Origin of the sequence: Plantactinospora sp. KLBMP9567 (assembly GCF_033446045.1) — a bacterium.
Lineage (GTDB): Bacteria > Actinomycetota > Actinomycetes > Mycobacteriales > Micromonosporaceae > Plantactinospora.
Genome location: NZ_JAWQRR010000060.1, coordinates 1 through 16,016, shown reverse-complemented (window position 1 = coordinate 16,016; position 16,016 = coordinate 1). Strand labels below are relative to the sequence as shown.

18 protein-coding genes and 1 pseudogene are annotated in these 16,016 nt (G+C 69.1%); 10 read left to right on the top strand and 9 right to left on the bottom strand.

The window, feature by feature from the left end; genetic code table 11:
- Window positions 1-18 precede the first annotated feature (18 nt).
- Entirely contained in the window at window positions 19-1,326 is a 1,308-nt protein-coding gene (locus R6Y94_RS41570; RefSeq protein WP_318402539.1) for an extracellular solute-binding protein, read from the bottom strand.
- A gap of 280 nt (window positions 1,327-1,606) precedes the next feature.
- Here R6Y94_RS41570 and R6Y94_RS41565 point away from each other — a divergent pair, with 280 nt between their 5' ends.
- From R6Y94_RS41565 to R6Y94_RS41550, 4 genes are all read left to right on the top strand, one after another.
- Window positions 1,607-2,626: a LacI family DNA-binding transcriptional regulator gene (locus R6Y94_RS41565; protein ID WP_318402537.1), complete on the top strand. Its 1,020-nt coding sequence runs from the start codon at window positions 1,607-1,609 to the stop codon at window positions 2,624-2,626.
- A gap of 97 nt (window positions 2,627-2,723) precedes the next feature.
- Window positions 2,724-3,731, top strand: a complete 1,008-nt coding sequence (locus R6Y94_RS41560) for a hydroxyacid dehydrogenase (RefSeq protein ID WP_318402535.1) — start codon at window positions 2,724-2,726, stop codon at window positions 3,729-3,731.
- Window positions 3,732-3,733: 2 nt separating this feature from the next.
- Window positions 3,734-4,399: a ThuA domain-containing protein gene (locus R6Y94_RS41555; protein ID WP_318402533.1), complete on the top strand. Its 666-nt coding sequence runs from the start codon at window positions 3,734-3,736 to the stop codon at window positions 4,397-4,399.
- A gap of 40 nt (window positions 4,400-4,439) precedes the next feature.
- Complete coding sequence (locus tag R6Y94_RS41550) at window positions 4,440-5,966, top strand: alpha-N-arabinofuranosidase (RefSeq protein ID WP_318402531.1); 1,527 nt, start codon at window positions 4,440-4,442, stop codon at window positions 5,964-5,966.
- 352 nt (window positions 5,967-6,318) lie between these two features.
- On the opposite strand, the gene R6Y94_RS41545 is transcribed toward R6Y94_RS41550, so the two are convergent.
- The 3 genes from R6Y94_RS41545 to R6Y94_RS41535 all read right to left on the bottom strand — a co-directional run bounded on the left by R6Y94_RS41545 (window position 6,319) and on the right by R6Y94_RS41535 (window position 7,706).
- Window positions 6,319-6,663 carry a hypothetical protein gene (locus R6Y94_RS41545; protein WP_318402529.1) on the bottom strand — a complete coding sequence of 115 codons (345 nt, stop codon included), beginning with the start codon at window positions 6,661-6,663 and terminating at the stop codon, window positions 6,319-6,321.
- Window positions 6,660-7,136, bottom strand: a complete 477-nt coding sequence (locus R6Y94_RS41540; protein ID WP_318402527.1) for an ABC transporter transmembrane domain-containing protein — start codon at window positions 7,134-7,136, stop codon at window positions 6,660-6,662. Before R6Y94_RS41540 ends, R6Y94_RS41545 begins: the two co-directional genes overlap by 4 nt.
- Before the next feature lie 87 nt (window positions 7,137-7,223).
- A complete protein-coding gene (locus tag R6Y94_RS41535; protein WP_318402525.1) occupies window positions 7,224-7,706 on the bottom strand; it encodes a YbaB/EbfC family nucleoid-associated protein in 483 nt (160 codons plus the stop codon).
- Between the two features lie 156 nt (window positions 7,707-7,862).
- Between R6Y94_RS41535 and R6Y94_RS41530 the strand changes: the two genes are divergently transcribed.
- The 5 genes from R6Y94_RS41530 (at window position 7,863) to R6Y94_RS41510 (ending at window position 11,312) form a co-directional block, all read left to right on the top strand.
- On the top strand, window positions 7,863-8,429 hold the full coding sequence (locus R6Y94_RS41530) for a hypothetical protein (RefSeq protein ID WP_318402523.1): 567 nt from the start codon (window positions 7,863-7,865) through the stop codon (window positions 8,427-8,429).
- Window positions 8,430-8,450: 21 nt separating this feature from the next.
- Entirely contained in the window at window positions 8,451-9,437 is a 987-nt protein-coding gene (locus R6Y94_RS41525) for an RHS repeat-associated core domain-containing protein (protein WP_318402657.1), read from the top strand.
- Between the two features lie 222 nt (window positions 9,438-9,659).
- Window positions 9,660-9,806: a hypothetical protein gene (locus R6Y94_RS41520; protein WP_318402521.1), complete on the top strand. Its 147-nt coding sequence runs from the start codon at window positions 9,660-9,662 to the stop codon at window positions 9,804-9,806.
- A gap of 588 nt (window positions 9,807-10,394) precedes the next feature.
- Window positions 10,395-10,655: a hypothetical protein gene (locus R6Y94_RS41515; protein WP_318402519.1), complete on the top strand. Its 261-nt coding sequence runs from the start codon at window positions 10,395-10,397 to the stop codon at window positions 10,653-10,655.
- A 156-nt stretch (window positions 10,656-10,811) separates the two neighbouring features.
- Window positions 10,812-11,312 carry a hypothetical protein gene (locus R6Y94_RS41510; protein ID WP_318402518.1) on the top strand — a complete coding sequence of 167 codons (501 nt, stop codon included), beginning with the start codon at window positions 10,812-10,814 and terminating at the stop codon, window positions 11,310-11,312.
- 117 nt (window positions 11,313-11,429) lie between these two features.
- On the opposite strand, the gene R6Y94_RS41505 is transcribed toward R6Y94_RS41510, so the two are convergent.
- The 5 genes and pseudogenes from R6Y94_RS41505 to R6Y94_RS41490 form a co-directional block, all read right to left on the bottom strand.
- Entirely contained in the window at window positions 11,430-11,954 is a 525-nt protein-coding gene (locus R6Y94_RS41505) for a transposase (RefSeq protein ID WP_318402656.1), read from the bottom strand.
- A gap of 74 nt (window positions 11,955-12,028) precedes the next feature.
- Window positions 12,029-12,265 (bottom strand): annotated as a pseudogene (locus R6Y94_RS45495) (transposase); the annotation flags it as partial.
- A 374-nt stretch (window positions 12,266-12,639) separates the two neighbouring features.
- The gene (locus tag R6Y94_RS41500) at window positions 12,640-13,347 is read right to left on the bottom strand and encodes a DUF4232 domain-containing protein (protein ID WP_318402516.1); all 708 of its coding nucleotides are present in this window, start codon (window positions 13,345-13,347) and stop codon (window positions 12,640-12,642) included.
- A 285-nt stretch (window positions 13,348-13,632) separates the two neighbouring features.
- A complete protein-coding gene (locus R6Y94_RS41495) occupies window positions 13,633-15,021 on the bottom strand; it encodes a transposase (protein ID WP_318402514.1) in 1,389 nt (462 codons plus the stop codon).
- A 68-nt stretch (window positions 15,022-15,089) separates the two neighbouring features.
- Window positions 15,090-15,488: a hypothetical protein gene (locus tag R6Y94_RS41490; protein WP_318402512.1), complete on the bottom strand. Its 399-nt coding sequence runs from the start codon at window positions 15,486-15,488 to the stop codon at window positions 15,090-15,092.
- 254 nt (window positions 15,489-15,742) lie between these two features.
- On the opposite strand from R6Y94_RS41490, the gene R6Y94_RS41485 reads away from it, so the two are divergent.
- A partial coding sequence (locus R6Y94_RS41485; RefSeq protein WP_318402511.1) for an IS110 family transposase occupies window positions 15,743-16,016 on the top strand: 274 nt, incomplete at its 3' end.

Genomic DNA, 16,016 nt, shown 5'->3' with positions numbered 1-16,016 from the left:
CTCGCCTCGCGATCGTGATCAGCTGGCCTTGTGGGCGATGCCCTTGGCGTCGAGGTCGGCGATCACGAAGTCCTGGACTGCCCGGAGCGCCTGCTCAACGGTGATCTCCCTGGCCACGGCCTTGCCCCACTGGTCCTGCATCTCCGGGAACCATGCGTCGTAGTTCGGGCCGAGCTCGAACTTGCCGATGACCCGCGCCTGCGCCTCGACGATGACGTTGCCGGCCTGCGCATTGTCGACGAAGAGGCCATCGGGGATGATGTCCTTGACGTAGGGCGAGGGGTCGGAGATCTGTGTCGGGAAGCTGACCGCGCCGGTCTCCTTGTTGCGGCCCGCCTTGATGCCCTCCGGGGACGCCGCCCAGGCGACATAGGCCAGCACGGCGTCGGGGTGCTCGCAGCCCACCGGAACGAACGACGGCTGCGTACGGCCGGGAGCGACCGGCTTGCTGGCACCGGCGAACTGCGGGATCGAGGTCGCTGCCCAGTCCCCGGCCGATGCGGTGAGGTTGGTCTTGAGCCCGGTCAGGGACCACCACTGCGTCGGTGTGGAGGCCATTTTGCCGGAGTCGAAGTACGCGTACAGCGCCGGGCGGTCCTGGTATGTCTGGTTCGACACCAGATCGTCGTTGATCAGCTGCTGGATGATGTTGGCCGCCTTGAGCGTGCCTTCGTCGCGGAAGTTCACGACCCACCGGTCGCCGTCGATCGCGAACCACTCGGCGCCCGCCATCTGGGAGAGATTGATGAGCGTGGTCGGGTCCTCGCCCGCGAGGTTGGTGACGTCGATGCCCTTGACCTTGAGCATGTGGCCCGTCTCGACGAACTCCTCCCACGTCGTCGGGACCGACACGCCGGCCGCGTCGAAGGTGGCCTTGTTGTAGATCAGGAACTGGCCGTCGGAGCCGGTCGGGGTGCCGTAGTAGCGGTCGTTGACCTTCGCCGATGCGAGCGCGCCGTCGCTGAAGACGTCCTTCAGGGGCGTGACCGCGTCGGTGATGTCCTGCGCCCAGCCGTTGACCACCGCCGTGGTGAGCGGTCCGAAGCCCTGGACCAGGCACGGCAACTGCTGGCGGGCCTCGAAGGCGTTGCGGAAGTTCGTCTGGGTCGCGACGTTGTCGGCCTGTAGCACGTAGGTGGCCTTGACCTCGTCCTGAGACGCGTTGAACGCATCGACCATCTGCTTACCGACCTCGGCGTCCCAGCCCCAGATCTCGACGGACACGAGGCCTTGCGGCTTGGATTCCGCGCCGGAACAGGCAGCCAGGCTCAAGGCCGCCGCCGCGGCGATCACCGCCGAGACCCAGCGGGTGCGGTTGATCCTCATCAGCTCTCTCCTTCGAGACCGCCTGTGCGCCTCCCCGTCACTCCGTCGAACGGGGAGTCGTTCTCACCGGCATACGACACCCCTGCCGACGCCGCCGGCAGGGGTAGTTCCGACCTCCCCGCCGTACCGTTCACCAATGAGCATCCGCTCGGGATATCGTTATCCTAGGCAATCGCGGGAGAGTGTAAAGAGCTTGTTACCAACTCGTTGCCAGCGGGCAAGCGACGCCTGACGCGACGTGGGAAAACGATGCTCCGCGCGAGCCCGCTATCCTCGATCCATGAGGACGCAGAAGGGCTATCGCGCACCGGTGCTGGCCGACGTCGCCCGCGAGGCTGAGGTGTCCGTGCCGACCGTCTCGCGCGTCCTCAACGGGACCAAGTACGTCGCCCCCGAGCTCGCTCAACGGGTCCACCGTGCGATCGCGACGCTCGGCTACCGGCCGAACGAGGCCGCCCGCTCCATGCGGTCGGGCCGGCGCACCCTAGTCTCGGTGCTGTCGGGAGCCACGGCCAACTACGGGTACGCGCGCACCCTGCAAGGCATCGAGACGGCCGCCCGACGCGCCGGGATGTCGGTGACGATCACCGTGGTGGCGTCTGGCGGCGACGACGACCTCAAGCGGTCGGTCGACCTCGCGCTCGCACAACCCACCGCCGGTGCGATCGTCCTGGAGTTCGACAGGGCCGGGATCAATGCTCGTCACCTGCTCCCGGACGACCTGCCCGTCGTGGTGGCCGGAGGCGGGTCCCGCCGCCCGGGCGGGGTCCCGGCGGCGCTCATCGACGAGCGCACCGCGGCCCGGGAGGCGACCGCGTACCTGCTGCGGCTCGGGCACCGCACGGTCCACCACGTCGCCGGGCCGACCGCGGGGAAGCACTCGGGCCGCACCGACGGCTGGCGTGCCGCGCTGACGGCGGCGGGCGCGAGCGTGCCGACGGTGATGAACGCCGAGTGGGACGCCGCATCCGGCTACCGCTGGGGCGAACGGATCGCCGGACGCGACGACGTGACCGCCGTGCTCTGCGGCAACGACGAGATCGCCATCGGGCTCATACGTGCCCTGTCTGACCGCGGGGTCCGCGTCCCCCAGGACGTCTCCGTCGTCGGGTTCGACGACCAGCCCCTGGTCGCCATGTGGCGACCGTCCCTGACCACTGTCGACCAGGACTTCGAGGATCTCGGAGAACGGGCGTTCGGCCTGTTGGAACGACTCATCGACGGTGATGGCGACACGACCTCCAGCGTCGTCGTGCCCCAGCTCGTCGTGCGTGAGTCGACCGCGGCCCCCCGCGGGTGAACCGCGTCCGTACCGGTGGCCCCGACCCTCTTGCGCAACCGTCACTCTCCCGGGATAACGTTATCCCAACCGATTGCCCGAACCCTCGGAGCTTCCGATGACGGACCGGCTGCGCGTGTCGATGACGATGCGCCCCGCCTCGCTCGCCGACCATCTCTTCGACGTCACGCTGCGGCACCGTGTGCGGGCCGTCGCGGACCTCCACCACGTGGTCCTCGACGAGCTCGACTCCGCGGCCGCGCGGGACGCGCTCGCGACCACCGACGTGCTCGTCGCCGGGTGGGGCGCGCCACGGCTGACCGACGAGATCCTTCAGGCCGCGCCCCGGCTGCGGGCCGTGCTCGCTGCGACCGGCAGCGCCGGACACATGCTGGGCCGCGCAGCCCGGGACCGCGGGCTGCTGCTGACGAACGCCAGGAGGGCCAACTCGCGGCCAGTCGCAGAGTTCGCCACCGCGGCGATCCTGCTCGCGGGCAAGCGCGCCCTGCCCGCGGCACGCCTGTACGACCGCCGTCGCGACCTCATCGACCGCGAGGCCGAGCTGGCGACGGCCGGCAACAACGGCGCCCGGGTCGGGATCGTGGGCGCCTCGGCCACCGGCCGCCTGACGATCGACCTGCTGCGGCCCTTCGACCTGAAGGTCGTCGTCCACGACCCGTACCTGAGCGACGCCGAAGCTCGGTCGCTCGGGGTCGAGGTCGCGGGGCTGGACGAGCTGATGCGGACCTGTCCGGTGGTATCCGTCCAGGCGCCCGAGCTTCCCGAGACGCGCGGGATGATCGGCGCCGCCCAGCTCGCCGCGATGCCGGACGGCGCGACCCTGATCAACACCGCCCGCGGTTCCCTGGTCGACAGCGACGCCCTCGTCGCCGAGCTGCGCACGGGCCGCATCGACGCCGTCCTCGACGTCACCGACCCCGAGCCGCTCCCGCCGAACCACCCGCTCTGGGACCTGCCGAACGTGCTGCTCACTCCGCACGTGGCCGGCTCGATCGGCAACGAGCTGCTGAGACTTGGCGAACGTGTGGTCGTCGAGCTCGAACGGCTGGCCGCCGGCCTGCCGCCCCTCGACCCCGAACCTCTGCCCGCCGCACCGGAAGCCTGAGAATGCGCGCGAGGATCGCCTCCGGTCGCGGGCGCTACTCGGACCCGTGGCACCCCTATGAGCTCACCTCCACACGGCTCGCCGACATCCTGGCCGAGACCGGGTTCGAGATCGCCGTCGACGGTGTGGACGAGACCATGACGCGTCTGGACGGTGTGGACCTGCTGCTGGTCGATGCCGGGGACCCGTGGCGCGGTGCCCAGGCCGAGGCGCTGCCCGCCGAGGCCTCGGTGGACGGCCTGGACAGAGCGCTGGAGCGAGGCATCGGCGTGCTCGCGCTGCACGCAGCCGTCTCCTCCCTGCGGGACTACCCCGCCTGGGCACCGGCGACAGGTGCGATGTGGATACCTGGCCTGTCGTGGCATCCGCCCGCCGGGACGACGACGGTCCACGTCCTCGCGTCGCCGGCCGGACCGGACCCGCTGGCCGGCCTCAGCGACTTCGACGTCGTGGACGAGCGGTACCTGCGCCTGCAACGACTCGGCCGCTCGACTGTCGTGGCCGAGTTCGCCCACGACGGTGTGCGATACCCGGCCGCCTGGGTGCGCACGCACGGGCGCTCACGGATCGCGGTCGACGTCCTCGGGCACGGCTTGCCCTCCTATGCCGCCCCGGGCCACCGGACGCTGGTCCAGCGCCTGGCGCGTTGGGCCGCCGGCGCGCACTGACACCCCGCCCTAACCCCTGAACACAGAGAAAGGCCTCGTCGTGCCCACGACTGCTCCCACCGCCGTGATCGACCTCGACCTGCCCGGTCCCGTCGTCTCCCGCCATGTCTACGGCCACTTCGCCGAACACCTGGGCCGGTGCATCTACGGCGGATTCTGGGTCGGCGAGGACTCGCCAGTCCCGAACGTGCGCGGCATCCGGACCGACGTCGTGCAGGCGCTGCGGGCAATGCACATCCCGAACCTGCGCTGGCCCGGCGGCTGCTTCGCCGACGGCTACCACTGGCGCGACGGCATCGGCCCGCGCGACCAGCGGCCGCGGATGGTCAACTCCCACTGGGGCGACGTGGTCGAGGACAACTCCTTCGGCACCCACGAGTTCATGGACCTGTGCGAGCTGCTCGGGGCCGACCCGTACGTCTCTGGCAACATCGGGTCCGGGTCGGTCCGCGAGATGTCCGAGTGGATTGAGTACCTCACCCGAGGCGACGACTCCCCGATGGCGGCGCTGCGCCGCAGCAACGGCCGCGACGAGCCCTGGCGCGTCCCGTTCTGGGGCCTGGGCAACGAGGCATGGGGGTGCGGCGGGCACCTGCGCGCCGAGCAGTTCGCCTCACTGGCCCGCCAGTACGGTACCTACGTGCGCAACCACGGTGATAATACCGTCTATCGCATCGCCGCGGGCGCCGCCGAGGATGACTACCACTGGACCGAGACGCTGATGCGCTCGTTCGACGACCTGACCGGACCCGACTCACGACCCGGGCCGTTCCAGGCTGTCTCGTTCCACTACTACACGATGACCGGGTCCTGGGGGGACAAGGGCTCGGCCACCCGGTTCACGACCGACGAGTGGTACCTCGCCCTGTCCCGGGCGGCACACGTCGAGGAGCTGCTCACCCGCCACTCGACGGTGATGGACCGCTACGACCCTCACCAGAAGGTGGGGCTCGTGCTCGACGAGTGGGGCACCTGGTGGAACGTCGAGCCGGGCAGCAACCCTGGGTTCCTGTACCAGCAGAACGGCCTACGCGACGCCCTGGTCGCTGCGGTCCACTTCGACGCCTTCCATCGCCATGCCGACCGCCTGGTGATGGCCAACATCGCCCAGACCGTCAACGTGTTGCAAGCCATGATCCTCACCGACCCCGACACCGGTGCCCTGGTGCTGACCCCGACCTACCACGTATTCGAGATGAACACCGCCCACCACGACGCGCACGCGCTGACCGTGCACCTGCGTGACGTCCCGACCACCCCCGCCGGGGACCGTCCGTTCCCCACGATCTCTGCGTCGGCGACAGTCAAGGACGACGCGGCCCTGGTATCCCTGTCCAATCTCCACGCCCAGGACGCGACCACGCTCGTGCTGGACCTGCGCGGCCGCGACGTCACCGGCCACACCGCCCGCATCCTCACCGCCCCGAGCCTCGAGTCCCACAACACCCCTACTGCGCCCACCGCCGTGGCGCCCACCACCCACGACGGAGTCCGCCCGCACCCACGCGGCCTCCAGGTCAACCTGCCCGCCCACGCCTACGTCACCGTCTCGCTCGATCTGGCCTGATGAATCGGACAGTCCCCAGCGGGAGGCGTGAAGCCGCTCGAGCCGGACCAGATCAGGGCACTGGCGACCACGGCCCCACCTACCCGGTCCTGGTCAACATGCACAGTCCGGTCCGGCGGCCTACCTGCACCGCCACCCCCTCTCTGTCAAGGTCAACTTGGAACACCGGGACACGCCGAGGAACCAACAGCAGCGGCACGCAGAGCCGGGCTCCCTCGGCGGCGCGCGCATCCGCCTCCGCACGGGCCTCGCCCTCACCCGGAGCGCGCACCCCTGGCTTCCGGAGCGACGTCACGTGACGAGCACGGCGGTGAGCATCGAGACATACGACTCGTGGGCGAGATGCAGGCTGTTAGCTGACCTGCCGGAACCGCACCTCGACGGGTCCTCCGTCCCAGCGCGCCGCCCGCGCCTCGGCTGGTTCGGTCACCGGCGGGGGTGCGTCGAGCAGTGCGAAGATGCCCCCGAGAACCCTTCGTACCAGTAGTTCTGCAGCTCCAGTTGGAATGGCCCCCACACCCTCACCGACCAACGCGCCCACCAACAGTTGTGGCCGGAACGCCTCGGCCGCCAGCAGCAGCACCAGCAGCACGGCCGCCGCGTCCACCGCTCCGTCGGCGTGCCGCAGTCCGGCGACGGCGACCGCCAACGCCGTCCCCGCCGTGGTGATCAGCGCGGTGGCGACGTACACCGTCACCGGAAGACCGCGACACCGACGACCACCGCACTGACCGGATCAACGACGGCCAGGACCGCCACGACCAGCGCCGGTCCGACGACGCTCACCACCGCCTGCGGCAGGTAGAAGCCGACGTACGCGTCGAGAGCCTCCACACCGTCGGCGACGGCGGTGTGGATGGTGCCGACCGGGCGGCCCGCCGTCCCACCGGGACCGAGTTCCAGCAGCCGGCGGGTCAGCCTGTCACGCAGGCGCAGTTTCACCACAGCGGCCGTCCTGGTCGCCGCGAGGTCCCGTACCCACAGCAGCGTGCTGCGGGCGGCGACCGCGACCACCGCGGCCGCCAACGGTGCGGCGAGTTGCCCGACCGCCTGGCCGTCCGCCGCCCGGCGCAACGCCTCGGCGAGAGCGACGGCCATCGCGATGCCCGCACCGGTGGCGCCCAATGCACATGCGACGGTGACGGCGACCGGTCCAGGCGCCTCGGCCACCAGTCAACGGCCTCCTGCTGCAGGCGGTGGGCGGCCTGGCCGGCGCGGCGGCGGTGACCCTGATCGGCTGGCGGTTGGCCTTCGTCATCAACGCCGCGTCGTTCGCCGTCTCCACCCTGTGCACCCTGCGCGCCCGAGGCGGCCAGCGTCACGGCGGCACCGGGAGCGCCCGGAAGGATGGCATGCGTCGAAGAGGCGTCGACGCATCGTGTCGAACTCCCCGGACATGTCCTGGGCCATTCGATCGAGATCATCGGCGACGCGGGCGGCATCGGCCGCAGCAGACGGCGCACCGGTAGGGTCGCCCGCATCGGCGGCCCGGGCAAGCTCCTGTCCCACCTGAACGCGCAGATCCTCATGTGCGTGGCGCAGCGCCTCCAGGATCGATGCGCTCAGTGCCGCAGGTGCCTGCCGCATCGCCTCACCGTCGATGCTGAGTTCGCGCGGGATGCCGCCACCGTCGATGGCGGCCCGTTCCAGCCCGTCCTCGGACCGCCCATGTCCGCTGACCCGGTCCAGAGTGGCCAGCACCGAATCGGCGACGGGGTCCCGCTCGGGCTCGCCGCTCATTACCATGGGTCCACCTCTCGACCACCCAGCGATGCCTCACCATACCGTCGATGCGAGTTCGATCGGAGGCCGCGAATGGATGTATCGCCCGAGGCTCGATCAACGGTCCGGACTCGCTCTGCCGGTGGAGCGTCCCGCTCGGCGCTCGGCCAGGGTATGGAATTCGCGGGCGGTGCGCTGCTGGCCGTCTCGACCGTCGTGGCGATCGTCGCCGTCGTGCTGCTCGGCATCCGGTGGGCGTCCGGGGACGATCTACGGTTCGCCACCGGTCTGTTCCTCTGGGCCGGCCGGGGGATCTGCGTCGCCGCGCCGCTGATGTTCGTCGGCCGGTACCTCCGCCGCCAGGCGGCGCTGCTCAGGGACTTCACATTGGTGCTCGACGACGCCGGGGCGCACTGGTCCGGCGCCGTCACCGGATCCGTCGCCTGGACGGAACTGGACCACGTCGTCGTCACGGCCCGACCACGCCGGTCGCGTCGACTGATCTTCGCAAGGCGGGCACCCGGACAGGCCGGCCCGACCGACGCGACCGTCCGGGCCTCCCCCGTGACACACCTAGCCCAACGTCTGGTCAACCCGTCCCGCTGGATCCTCGACGTACCCCTCGACCGCTTCGAGCAACCACCCGAGGCGCTTGTGCGGGTCATACGTTCGGCATCCGGCGGCCGATTCCCCGATCTCTACCCGACCGAACAGTTTCCCCCGGCCGAGGAGACTTCATGAGCGACATATCGGCCGACCCGGATTATCTGCGCAGCATCGCGTCCAGGCTGGCAGAGCTGGCGGGACGGGTCGACGTCCTGTCCCGCAGCGTCAGCGACGTACGGGGAGCCGGTCACCGCCACCGGGACCTACCCGGCCAACCCGCTGCGGTTCCACGGCCAGTACCTTGACCAGCTCACCGGCCTCTACGACATGCGAGCCCGCGACTACGAGCCGACCAGTGGCCGGTTCACCAGCCCGGACCCGCTGCCGGCCGCGATGGGCACTCCGTTCACCCAGACCTATCACTACGGCTACAACCGGCCGACCGTCCTCACCGACCCCACAGGGCTGTGCCCGATCGTCTGCACCGCCATCATCGGCGGCGTCGCTGGTGGAGTCGTCGGCGGCATCGACTGCTGGCTCAGCGGCGACGACCGCAACACCTGCATCAAGAAGGTGGCCATCGGAGCGGCGGCGGGCGCGCTCACCGGCGCCACCATGGGCGCGGCCGGCAGCGCCGGCGCGGGAGCCTACGCCGGCATCACCGGAGCCGGGGCCGGAGCCACCCAGCTCGCCGGTACGGTCGTCGGCGGCGGCGCAGGCAGCGCCCTCTACGGATCCGGGGTCGCCGCCGCCACCGGCCAGGACTACACCTGGGGCGACGCCGCCAACGACTTCGCCTGGGGGGCGCCACCGCAGGTGGTGGCGGGCTGGCCGGGCCCCTGGCACAGCGTGCCGCCGCCCGGGGCGCCGGGATCGTCTGCCCCTCGCCAGCAGGGGGTCTGCTCTGGACGAGTTGGAACAACTACCCGAAGGTCGTTGCCAACGGCCAGACGTACGCGAAGATCGGCAACCGGCTCTACAGCCGGCATGCCGTCGACCGGATGCAGCCGAGCGGGCTCCGCTACTCGCCGAGGCCCGGCCCGGACGAGGGTGGGACGACGGGAGGCATGCCACAGATCCGGCAGGCCGGAGGAGGCTACGACCACGGTCGGGGAGTCTCGCCGGCCTGGGTCGAGTACGTGATCCGCAATGTTCGCGGCGTTCGGCAGGACAACGGGAACTACTCGCATATGCTGGGAATGCTTCAGGTAATCGTGAGCCGGGAGGGCCGGGTCGTGACGGTGATAACCCATTGAGCGGCGAGCAGGCGCGGAACGGCTGACGGAGCTGCGCGAGGCGCTCAGCCGGGGTGACATCGACCTCGACGAGTTCAGCATCTCCTTCGAGAGCACGCTGTACGAGGTCGTGCCGTACGAGGGCAGGGAGCCGCCGCGGCGGTTCACCGACCTGGTCAACCATCTGGAACTCATCCGCTTCACCAAGCGACCGGAGAACCAGCGTGGAGATGCCGCGCGGCTGGTGGACGAGGCGATCCGCCTGCTCGAAACGTGAGTGCGGGATCGCTTCGGAATGGATCGTGACGGGTGCCGTCGGCAGCTTCGAGGTGAGCGCACCTGTTCCTGTTGCGGCGGCGGCCTGAGACATCGGTAAAGATGATCACCGGCATGACGTGACCGGGGCGCGCTCGTCGTGTTTGCGTCCCCGCACGGTTTGGGGGACCGCTGAGGATCAGGCCACTGATCGTCGCGCTACTGCTCACCGCGGCCGGAGGTCTGGTCGGTACGCCGACCGCGACCGCGGCGCCACCGGCCGTCCCGCAGCCGTCCGCCCGTGCTGCGGGCACGCTCGACCTGGTTGCCGGACAGTTCAACATGGCCGTCAATCATCCGCAGCACGGCGTCAAGGGCGAATCTACAACGAGGGCGTCCTGCCCGACCCGCAGCCGCGGCGCATGACCTGCACGCGCAGAAGGGGCGCTGAGAAGCGCGAGATGCTGTGCCTGCGATCCGTCGCCAGGATGCTGGTGGTCTGCACCGCGCACCTCGCCTCGGGTGAGGGCAGCAAGCACGCGCCCGGGACTACACCACCGACGAGATGTCGGTCCTCCTAACTGCGAGTCCACTCGCAAAGTGCGACCTCGTGTCGCAACGGCAGAAGCGGATGCCGGATCTTGACCGAGTGCTCGGGCGGCGGCTCACGGCGCTGTGTGCTCCTAGGGGTTTGACGGAGGTGGTGTTGAATCATTCGGTGATCGGTTGGCGCTCGACGTGGGATGTGCGGGGCGACTCTGGTATCAGCGTCGGCGTGCTGCTCGATCGGCTCGCGCGCCAGTCCGATACCAGCGCGTGGGACGAACTCGAAGACCGGCTCGTTGTAGAGGGGAAGACCGGCTCGTTGTAGAGGGAGAGTGTTGCTGCTCGGCGGGGTTCGCCGCGCTGCCTGAACTCGCCCGGCTCGCGCAGTCCGGCACCAACGAGCATCGCGACCGGGCGCTGGACCTCGCCGCGGCGCCTGGTCGTACGAACTCTGCACCGGTACGACGAGCACGACGACCTGGTGCGGGCCAACCCGCAGGCCCTCACGGTGCTGCACCGTCTCGCCCAGGCGCGCCTGCGGGGATGTGCCGGTCCTGAGTTGGTCGGGCGGCTACAGGACACGCTCGCCTTTGCCGGGTACACGTTCTGGGCCTCGATCAGCTTGGATTTCACCGATGAGCACTACCACCTGCACTGCCCACACTGCGCTACCCGTCTCGCGATCGTGATCGGCGACTACGGCCGGTACTCGGCGGTCCGCGACCACAACGACGGCGACATCCACCGGGTTTCGCTTGCCCCTGCCGCGCCGGAGGATTTGACGGGCATCGGTAGGTGGGTGCACGGTGTCGCCGCCGAGGGCGGCGACACGACTCTGGCGGACGGTCTCACGTACCTGTTCGGCCGGGCCGCCTGCGGCATGTGTGGCAGCGGGTTCGATCTCGCCGACTGGCTCGAGGTCGAGCATAGTCCCGGCCAGCCCATCGACCCGATCGTGCCCCGAACCGACCGCTCAACCTGACACGGCAACGTCCCGGAGGATCGGCTGCCGGCCTGGACGCCCTGCTGTCTGCGACACCGGCCGCGCACGAACGGTGGCAGATGAGGAAGGCGCGTTAGAGGGCGTTTTAGATGTGGGTCAGTCGGGTGTGTTGAAGGTTCGGCGGGCTTGTCGGGTGGCGGGGCGTCCTCGGGTGAGGCGGTTGAGCATGCCGATCATCGCGGTCCAGCGGATCATGTATTCGGCGGTGGTGGGGTCGGTCTCGTAGTCGCGGGCCAGGCGGCGGTGCGCGGTCAACCAGGCCAGGGTCCTTTCCACCACCCACCGTCTGGGTTGGACGGAGAAACCTCGCTGCTCTGGGGGTTTACGCACGATCTCCAGAGTGGTGTTCAGGCGGGTCCGGGCCCATTCCACGAGCCGGCCGGCGAAGCCCTGGTCGGCGAGGATGTGCCGGATCGGGGTCGTCGCGTACGTGGCGAGGAGGGCGCCTTTGCCGCCGTCGCGGTCCTGCCAGCAGGCGGCCAGGACCCAGACGGTGACCAGGAGCCCGAGGGTGTCGGTGACGATGAACCGCACCCGGCCGTTGATCTTCTTGCCCGCGTCGTAGCCACGACTGTCCCCGTGAACGGTGTCGGCGGCCTTGACCGACTGCGAGTCGATGATCCCGCCGTCGGTTCCGGCTCACGGTCGTGGGCGAGGCGGACCTGCTCGCGCAGCTCGGTGAGGATCCGTTCGACCACACCCCGCTTGTTCAGGCGCTTGAAGTGCCCGTACACCGTCCGCCAGGGCGGGAAGTCCACCGGCAGGTACCGCCACGGGCAGCCGGTACGCAGCACGTACAGGATCGCGTCGATGATCGCCCGACGGGGATGTTTCTCCGGTCTACCCATCCACTTCTGGCCGGGCAGTATCACCTCGATGATCTCCCACTGGGCGTCGGTCAGGTCAGACGGGTACCGCCGCACTCGCTCCATACCTGGCTACCGAGCCATGGCCCCTCATCGATCGGACCCGCAGTACGACACACCCGACTGACCCACATCTGAAACGCGCTCTTATACCTGCCGCTTCATGATTGGACCGTATGATTAGCATTGCAAATGCCGGACCCGCCGTCCCTCCACCCCAACGCCGGTTCTACATTGGCCCAGTTCCTGAGAAGTTCGACGTCGACCGTGACCGTAGCCATGGTGAGACGTTCACGGTCAATACGATCCATCCGTCTCCCAGACGCGCTACACGCTCTCACCCGATCCCACAGGGCGTCGATCGTACCGGCGTCCGCACGCCCGCACCGCGGTCCACCGCGGTGCGAGCGCGGCTGGCGGCGCTATCCGGCCGAAATCCGTCAGGACACGACGTCGACCGGCAGCATGTCCACCTTTGGCCCGCACATGCCCGCGCTGTCACCCGTGAACCAAGAGATCCGCTTGGCGGGACCGTTCTCCGGGTGCGGGTTCTGCACCGTCGGTGGCAGCCGGACCTCGAGCGTCTTGGGGACCGGCGTGCATAGCACCGGCGGCGGTTCGCTCTTGTAACGCTGCCAGCCGAGCCCGACGATGCCCCGGCCTCCGGCCGCGATGGCCACGGTGTGCGGGGTTTGCGGGTCGGGTCGCTTGTTCACGCTCACCGCAATCACTGCGCCGTTGGCGTCACGCCAGGTCAGAAGCAGGTAGCCCGACAACGCGCAGCGGCGCACGGACGTGTTGGTCATAAGCAGCGAACCGGGAATACCCACGCCGCCGCCACTGCCCAGACTCAACGAGAAGCGCAGGTCCGCCAGCATGCACCAGGGCGGCGCCGACCCCGTCGCGGCGGACGTCGTTCGCCTGGGCGCAGGCGACCGGCCCGGCGACTTCGCGGGCTTGCGCGGCGTCGGCGAAGACGCGGCCGTCGCCGTCGGCGCGACGGTCGCCGACGGCTCCTGCGCCGGTGCGCCACTCGTCGCCGACGCCGCGACCGACACCGACCGGCCACCCTCCGACGATCCGCACCCGGCCGTCACGAACGAAGCGCCACCGGCCAGCACGGCCACCGCCAATGCCATCTTCCGCATGCGTACGCCACCCTCCCCGTTGATAACCGCGGCAGTCTAACGAACCGCCACCGGCGATGGGGACCCGGCGAGAGTCTCTCCGGCACGCCGGCGTCCTCCCATCGGTGGAAGTACCAGTACAACGTCTGCCTATTAGTAGCGCTTACGTGTCGGTTAGTCGACGCTGACAGTGCGGCCGGCGCCTAATGGGACTTTGTTAGGTCGGTACGGGTTGGTGGCAGCGTGGGCAGAAGCCGAGCCAGGTGGCGAGTTGGTATTGCAGGTGCCGGAGGACGGCATAGAGGCTCAGGACTGCCCTGCTGCTTTTGGGTGGGTGAGCCGGAGCTGGGTGAGGAACAGTTGGGCGGCTGTGGCGAGGGTGACGTGGCGGTGCCAGCCGATCCAGGAGCGGCCTTCGAAGTGGTCGAGTCCGAGGCCGGTTTCGAGTTCGCGGTAGTCGTGTTCGATGCGCCAGCGGCTCTTCGCGAGGTGGACCAGATCGGTCAGGCTGGTGTCGGCGGGCAGGTCGGACAGCCAGTAGTCGGTGGGTTCGTCGTGGCCGGGTGGCCATTGCACGAGCAGCCAGCAGTCGGGCAGGACGCCGTCTTCCTGCTGTGGTGTGCCGCGTCGGACGGTTCTCCCGGCAGGGCGAATTCGCAGGGCGAAGAAGTACCCGGACAGTGTGCCGGTGGGTCGGTCGCTGGTGCTGTCAGCTGTGGCCAGCCGTTCACGCCAGTGCACGAGCGTGGCGTGGTGAGCGCCGTGGTCGAGGGCGAGGTCTTTGACGCTGCGGGCTGGGTGCGGATATCGCGGGACGGGATGTTTTCCGACTCCGGCGTAGGCAACGTCGACGGGTTCGGCGTGACCACGCTGGGCGGTGGTGCTTGAGGTGGTCGCCACGATATAGGTGATGCCGCGGTCGGTCAGGCCTTGCCGGAACTCGGCGACCTGGCCGTAACCGGCATCCGCGGTCAGCAGCGGCGGCCGCAGGTTCCAATCGGCCAGTTCGTCGATCATCTCCAACGCCATCAGCCATTTCGGCCGGTAACGCTGGTCGTCCGGGATCTTCGACGCTGTCCGCCGCCGGACGATCTGTGTGACCTGCTCCTCGCGCGGCACCTCCTTGCGCGCGTGAGGTTTCTTCCTCCCAGCCTCGTCCAGGGTGACTGGCTGGCGACGCAGGCGGCGGGCGTGACCGTTCACGACTTTCCCGGCCTCGTCGGGCACGCAGGTCTCGTCCCAGGACTCCGGGACGAACAACCGCCAGTCGAGCACCGCAGAAGCGACGTCGGTCGCGGCGTGAACGCTGACGGCGATCTGGCAGTTGCCGACCTTGCCGAGTGTCCCGGAATACTGCCGGGCCACACACGCCGACGCGGGACCGTCCTTGACGAAACCAGTGTCGTCAACCACCCACACCCGCGGCGTCACCACCTCGACCGCGGTCGTCGCGAGTCGCCGCCGCACCCCGGTCACGTCCCACGTCGACGAGGTCAGGAACTGCTGCAACTGCTGATGATCCACCCCGAGACGAGCAGCCATCGGCTGCATCGACTTACGACGCCCATCAAGCATCAACCCACGCAGGTACCGCACACCCGTCTCACGCTGATCCACCCGAGGTAGCCCCGCGAACACCTCCGCCGCGAACCCCTCGAGCTGCCGCCGAAGCTGCGCCAGCCGGGCCTCATCCACACGCAGCAGCCAAGCACCGCCATCAAACGCCTACAAGCAACACGCCGTAACAACTTAACAAAGTCCTACTAGAGCTCGAACGGATGCAATTGGACATCCTTGTGAGGGACATAGATCTGCACCCAGCTGGCGTCGGCCTCCGCCGGCGGACGCTCAACGAAATCCAGCAAGATCATCGACCCGTTCAGATCAAGCACGCCAACACCGTCCGGGCTCAACCGCAGACGCCCACGCAGGATGACGCAATGTCCACCCGCCAGGATCGCCGGTCCAGGCTCAGCCGCGAGTTCCGCGTTCAGACCCCAACTGATCTCGGTGTTGATCGTCCACTCGACATGGTGGCGCCCAAGGGCAGCATCCGGCGCGCCGCACCACGGCACCGCGGTCCGACCCACAGGCGTTTCGACCTGAACCACCGGGAAAGGGCTCCACGCGAACCTGCGGACCTTCTCAACCTCGACCAGCACCCTGCAATCATGCCCCGCCAGTGGTCGCCCAGGGTCGGACCAATAACGTGAGCCGACCCCAGGTCAATTACGTGAGCGCCCACAGGATCGCTCTCTTTGCGGCTGTCCACCCGGATCCAGGGTGTGACTATCATCTGGCATGCGCCCGCCGGCTACCGACCGGGGAGTGGCTCAAGAGGGACTTGTCCAGCTCGAAGTAGCTTTGCCCTCCCCGTTCGGCATCAAGCAATAGCCAAAATGGGAGGAAGTAGCGCATGAGTCGAGTCGTGATCGGGATGGACCCACACAAGCGGTCGGCCACGATCGAGGCCATCAACGAACAAGAGAAAGTCCTGGCCCGGGCCCGTTTCGCCACCGACGCCGAGGGGGACCAGCAGATGCTGACAGCCGGCCGAGCCTTCAGCGATCGGGTGTGGGCGGTCGAAGGCTGCTCCGGCATCGGCCGGCACATCGCTCAGCGTCTGGTCGCCGACGGTGAACCCGTACTCGACGTACCGCCGAAGCTGTCGGCCCGGGTGCGAGTCTTCG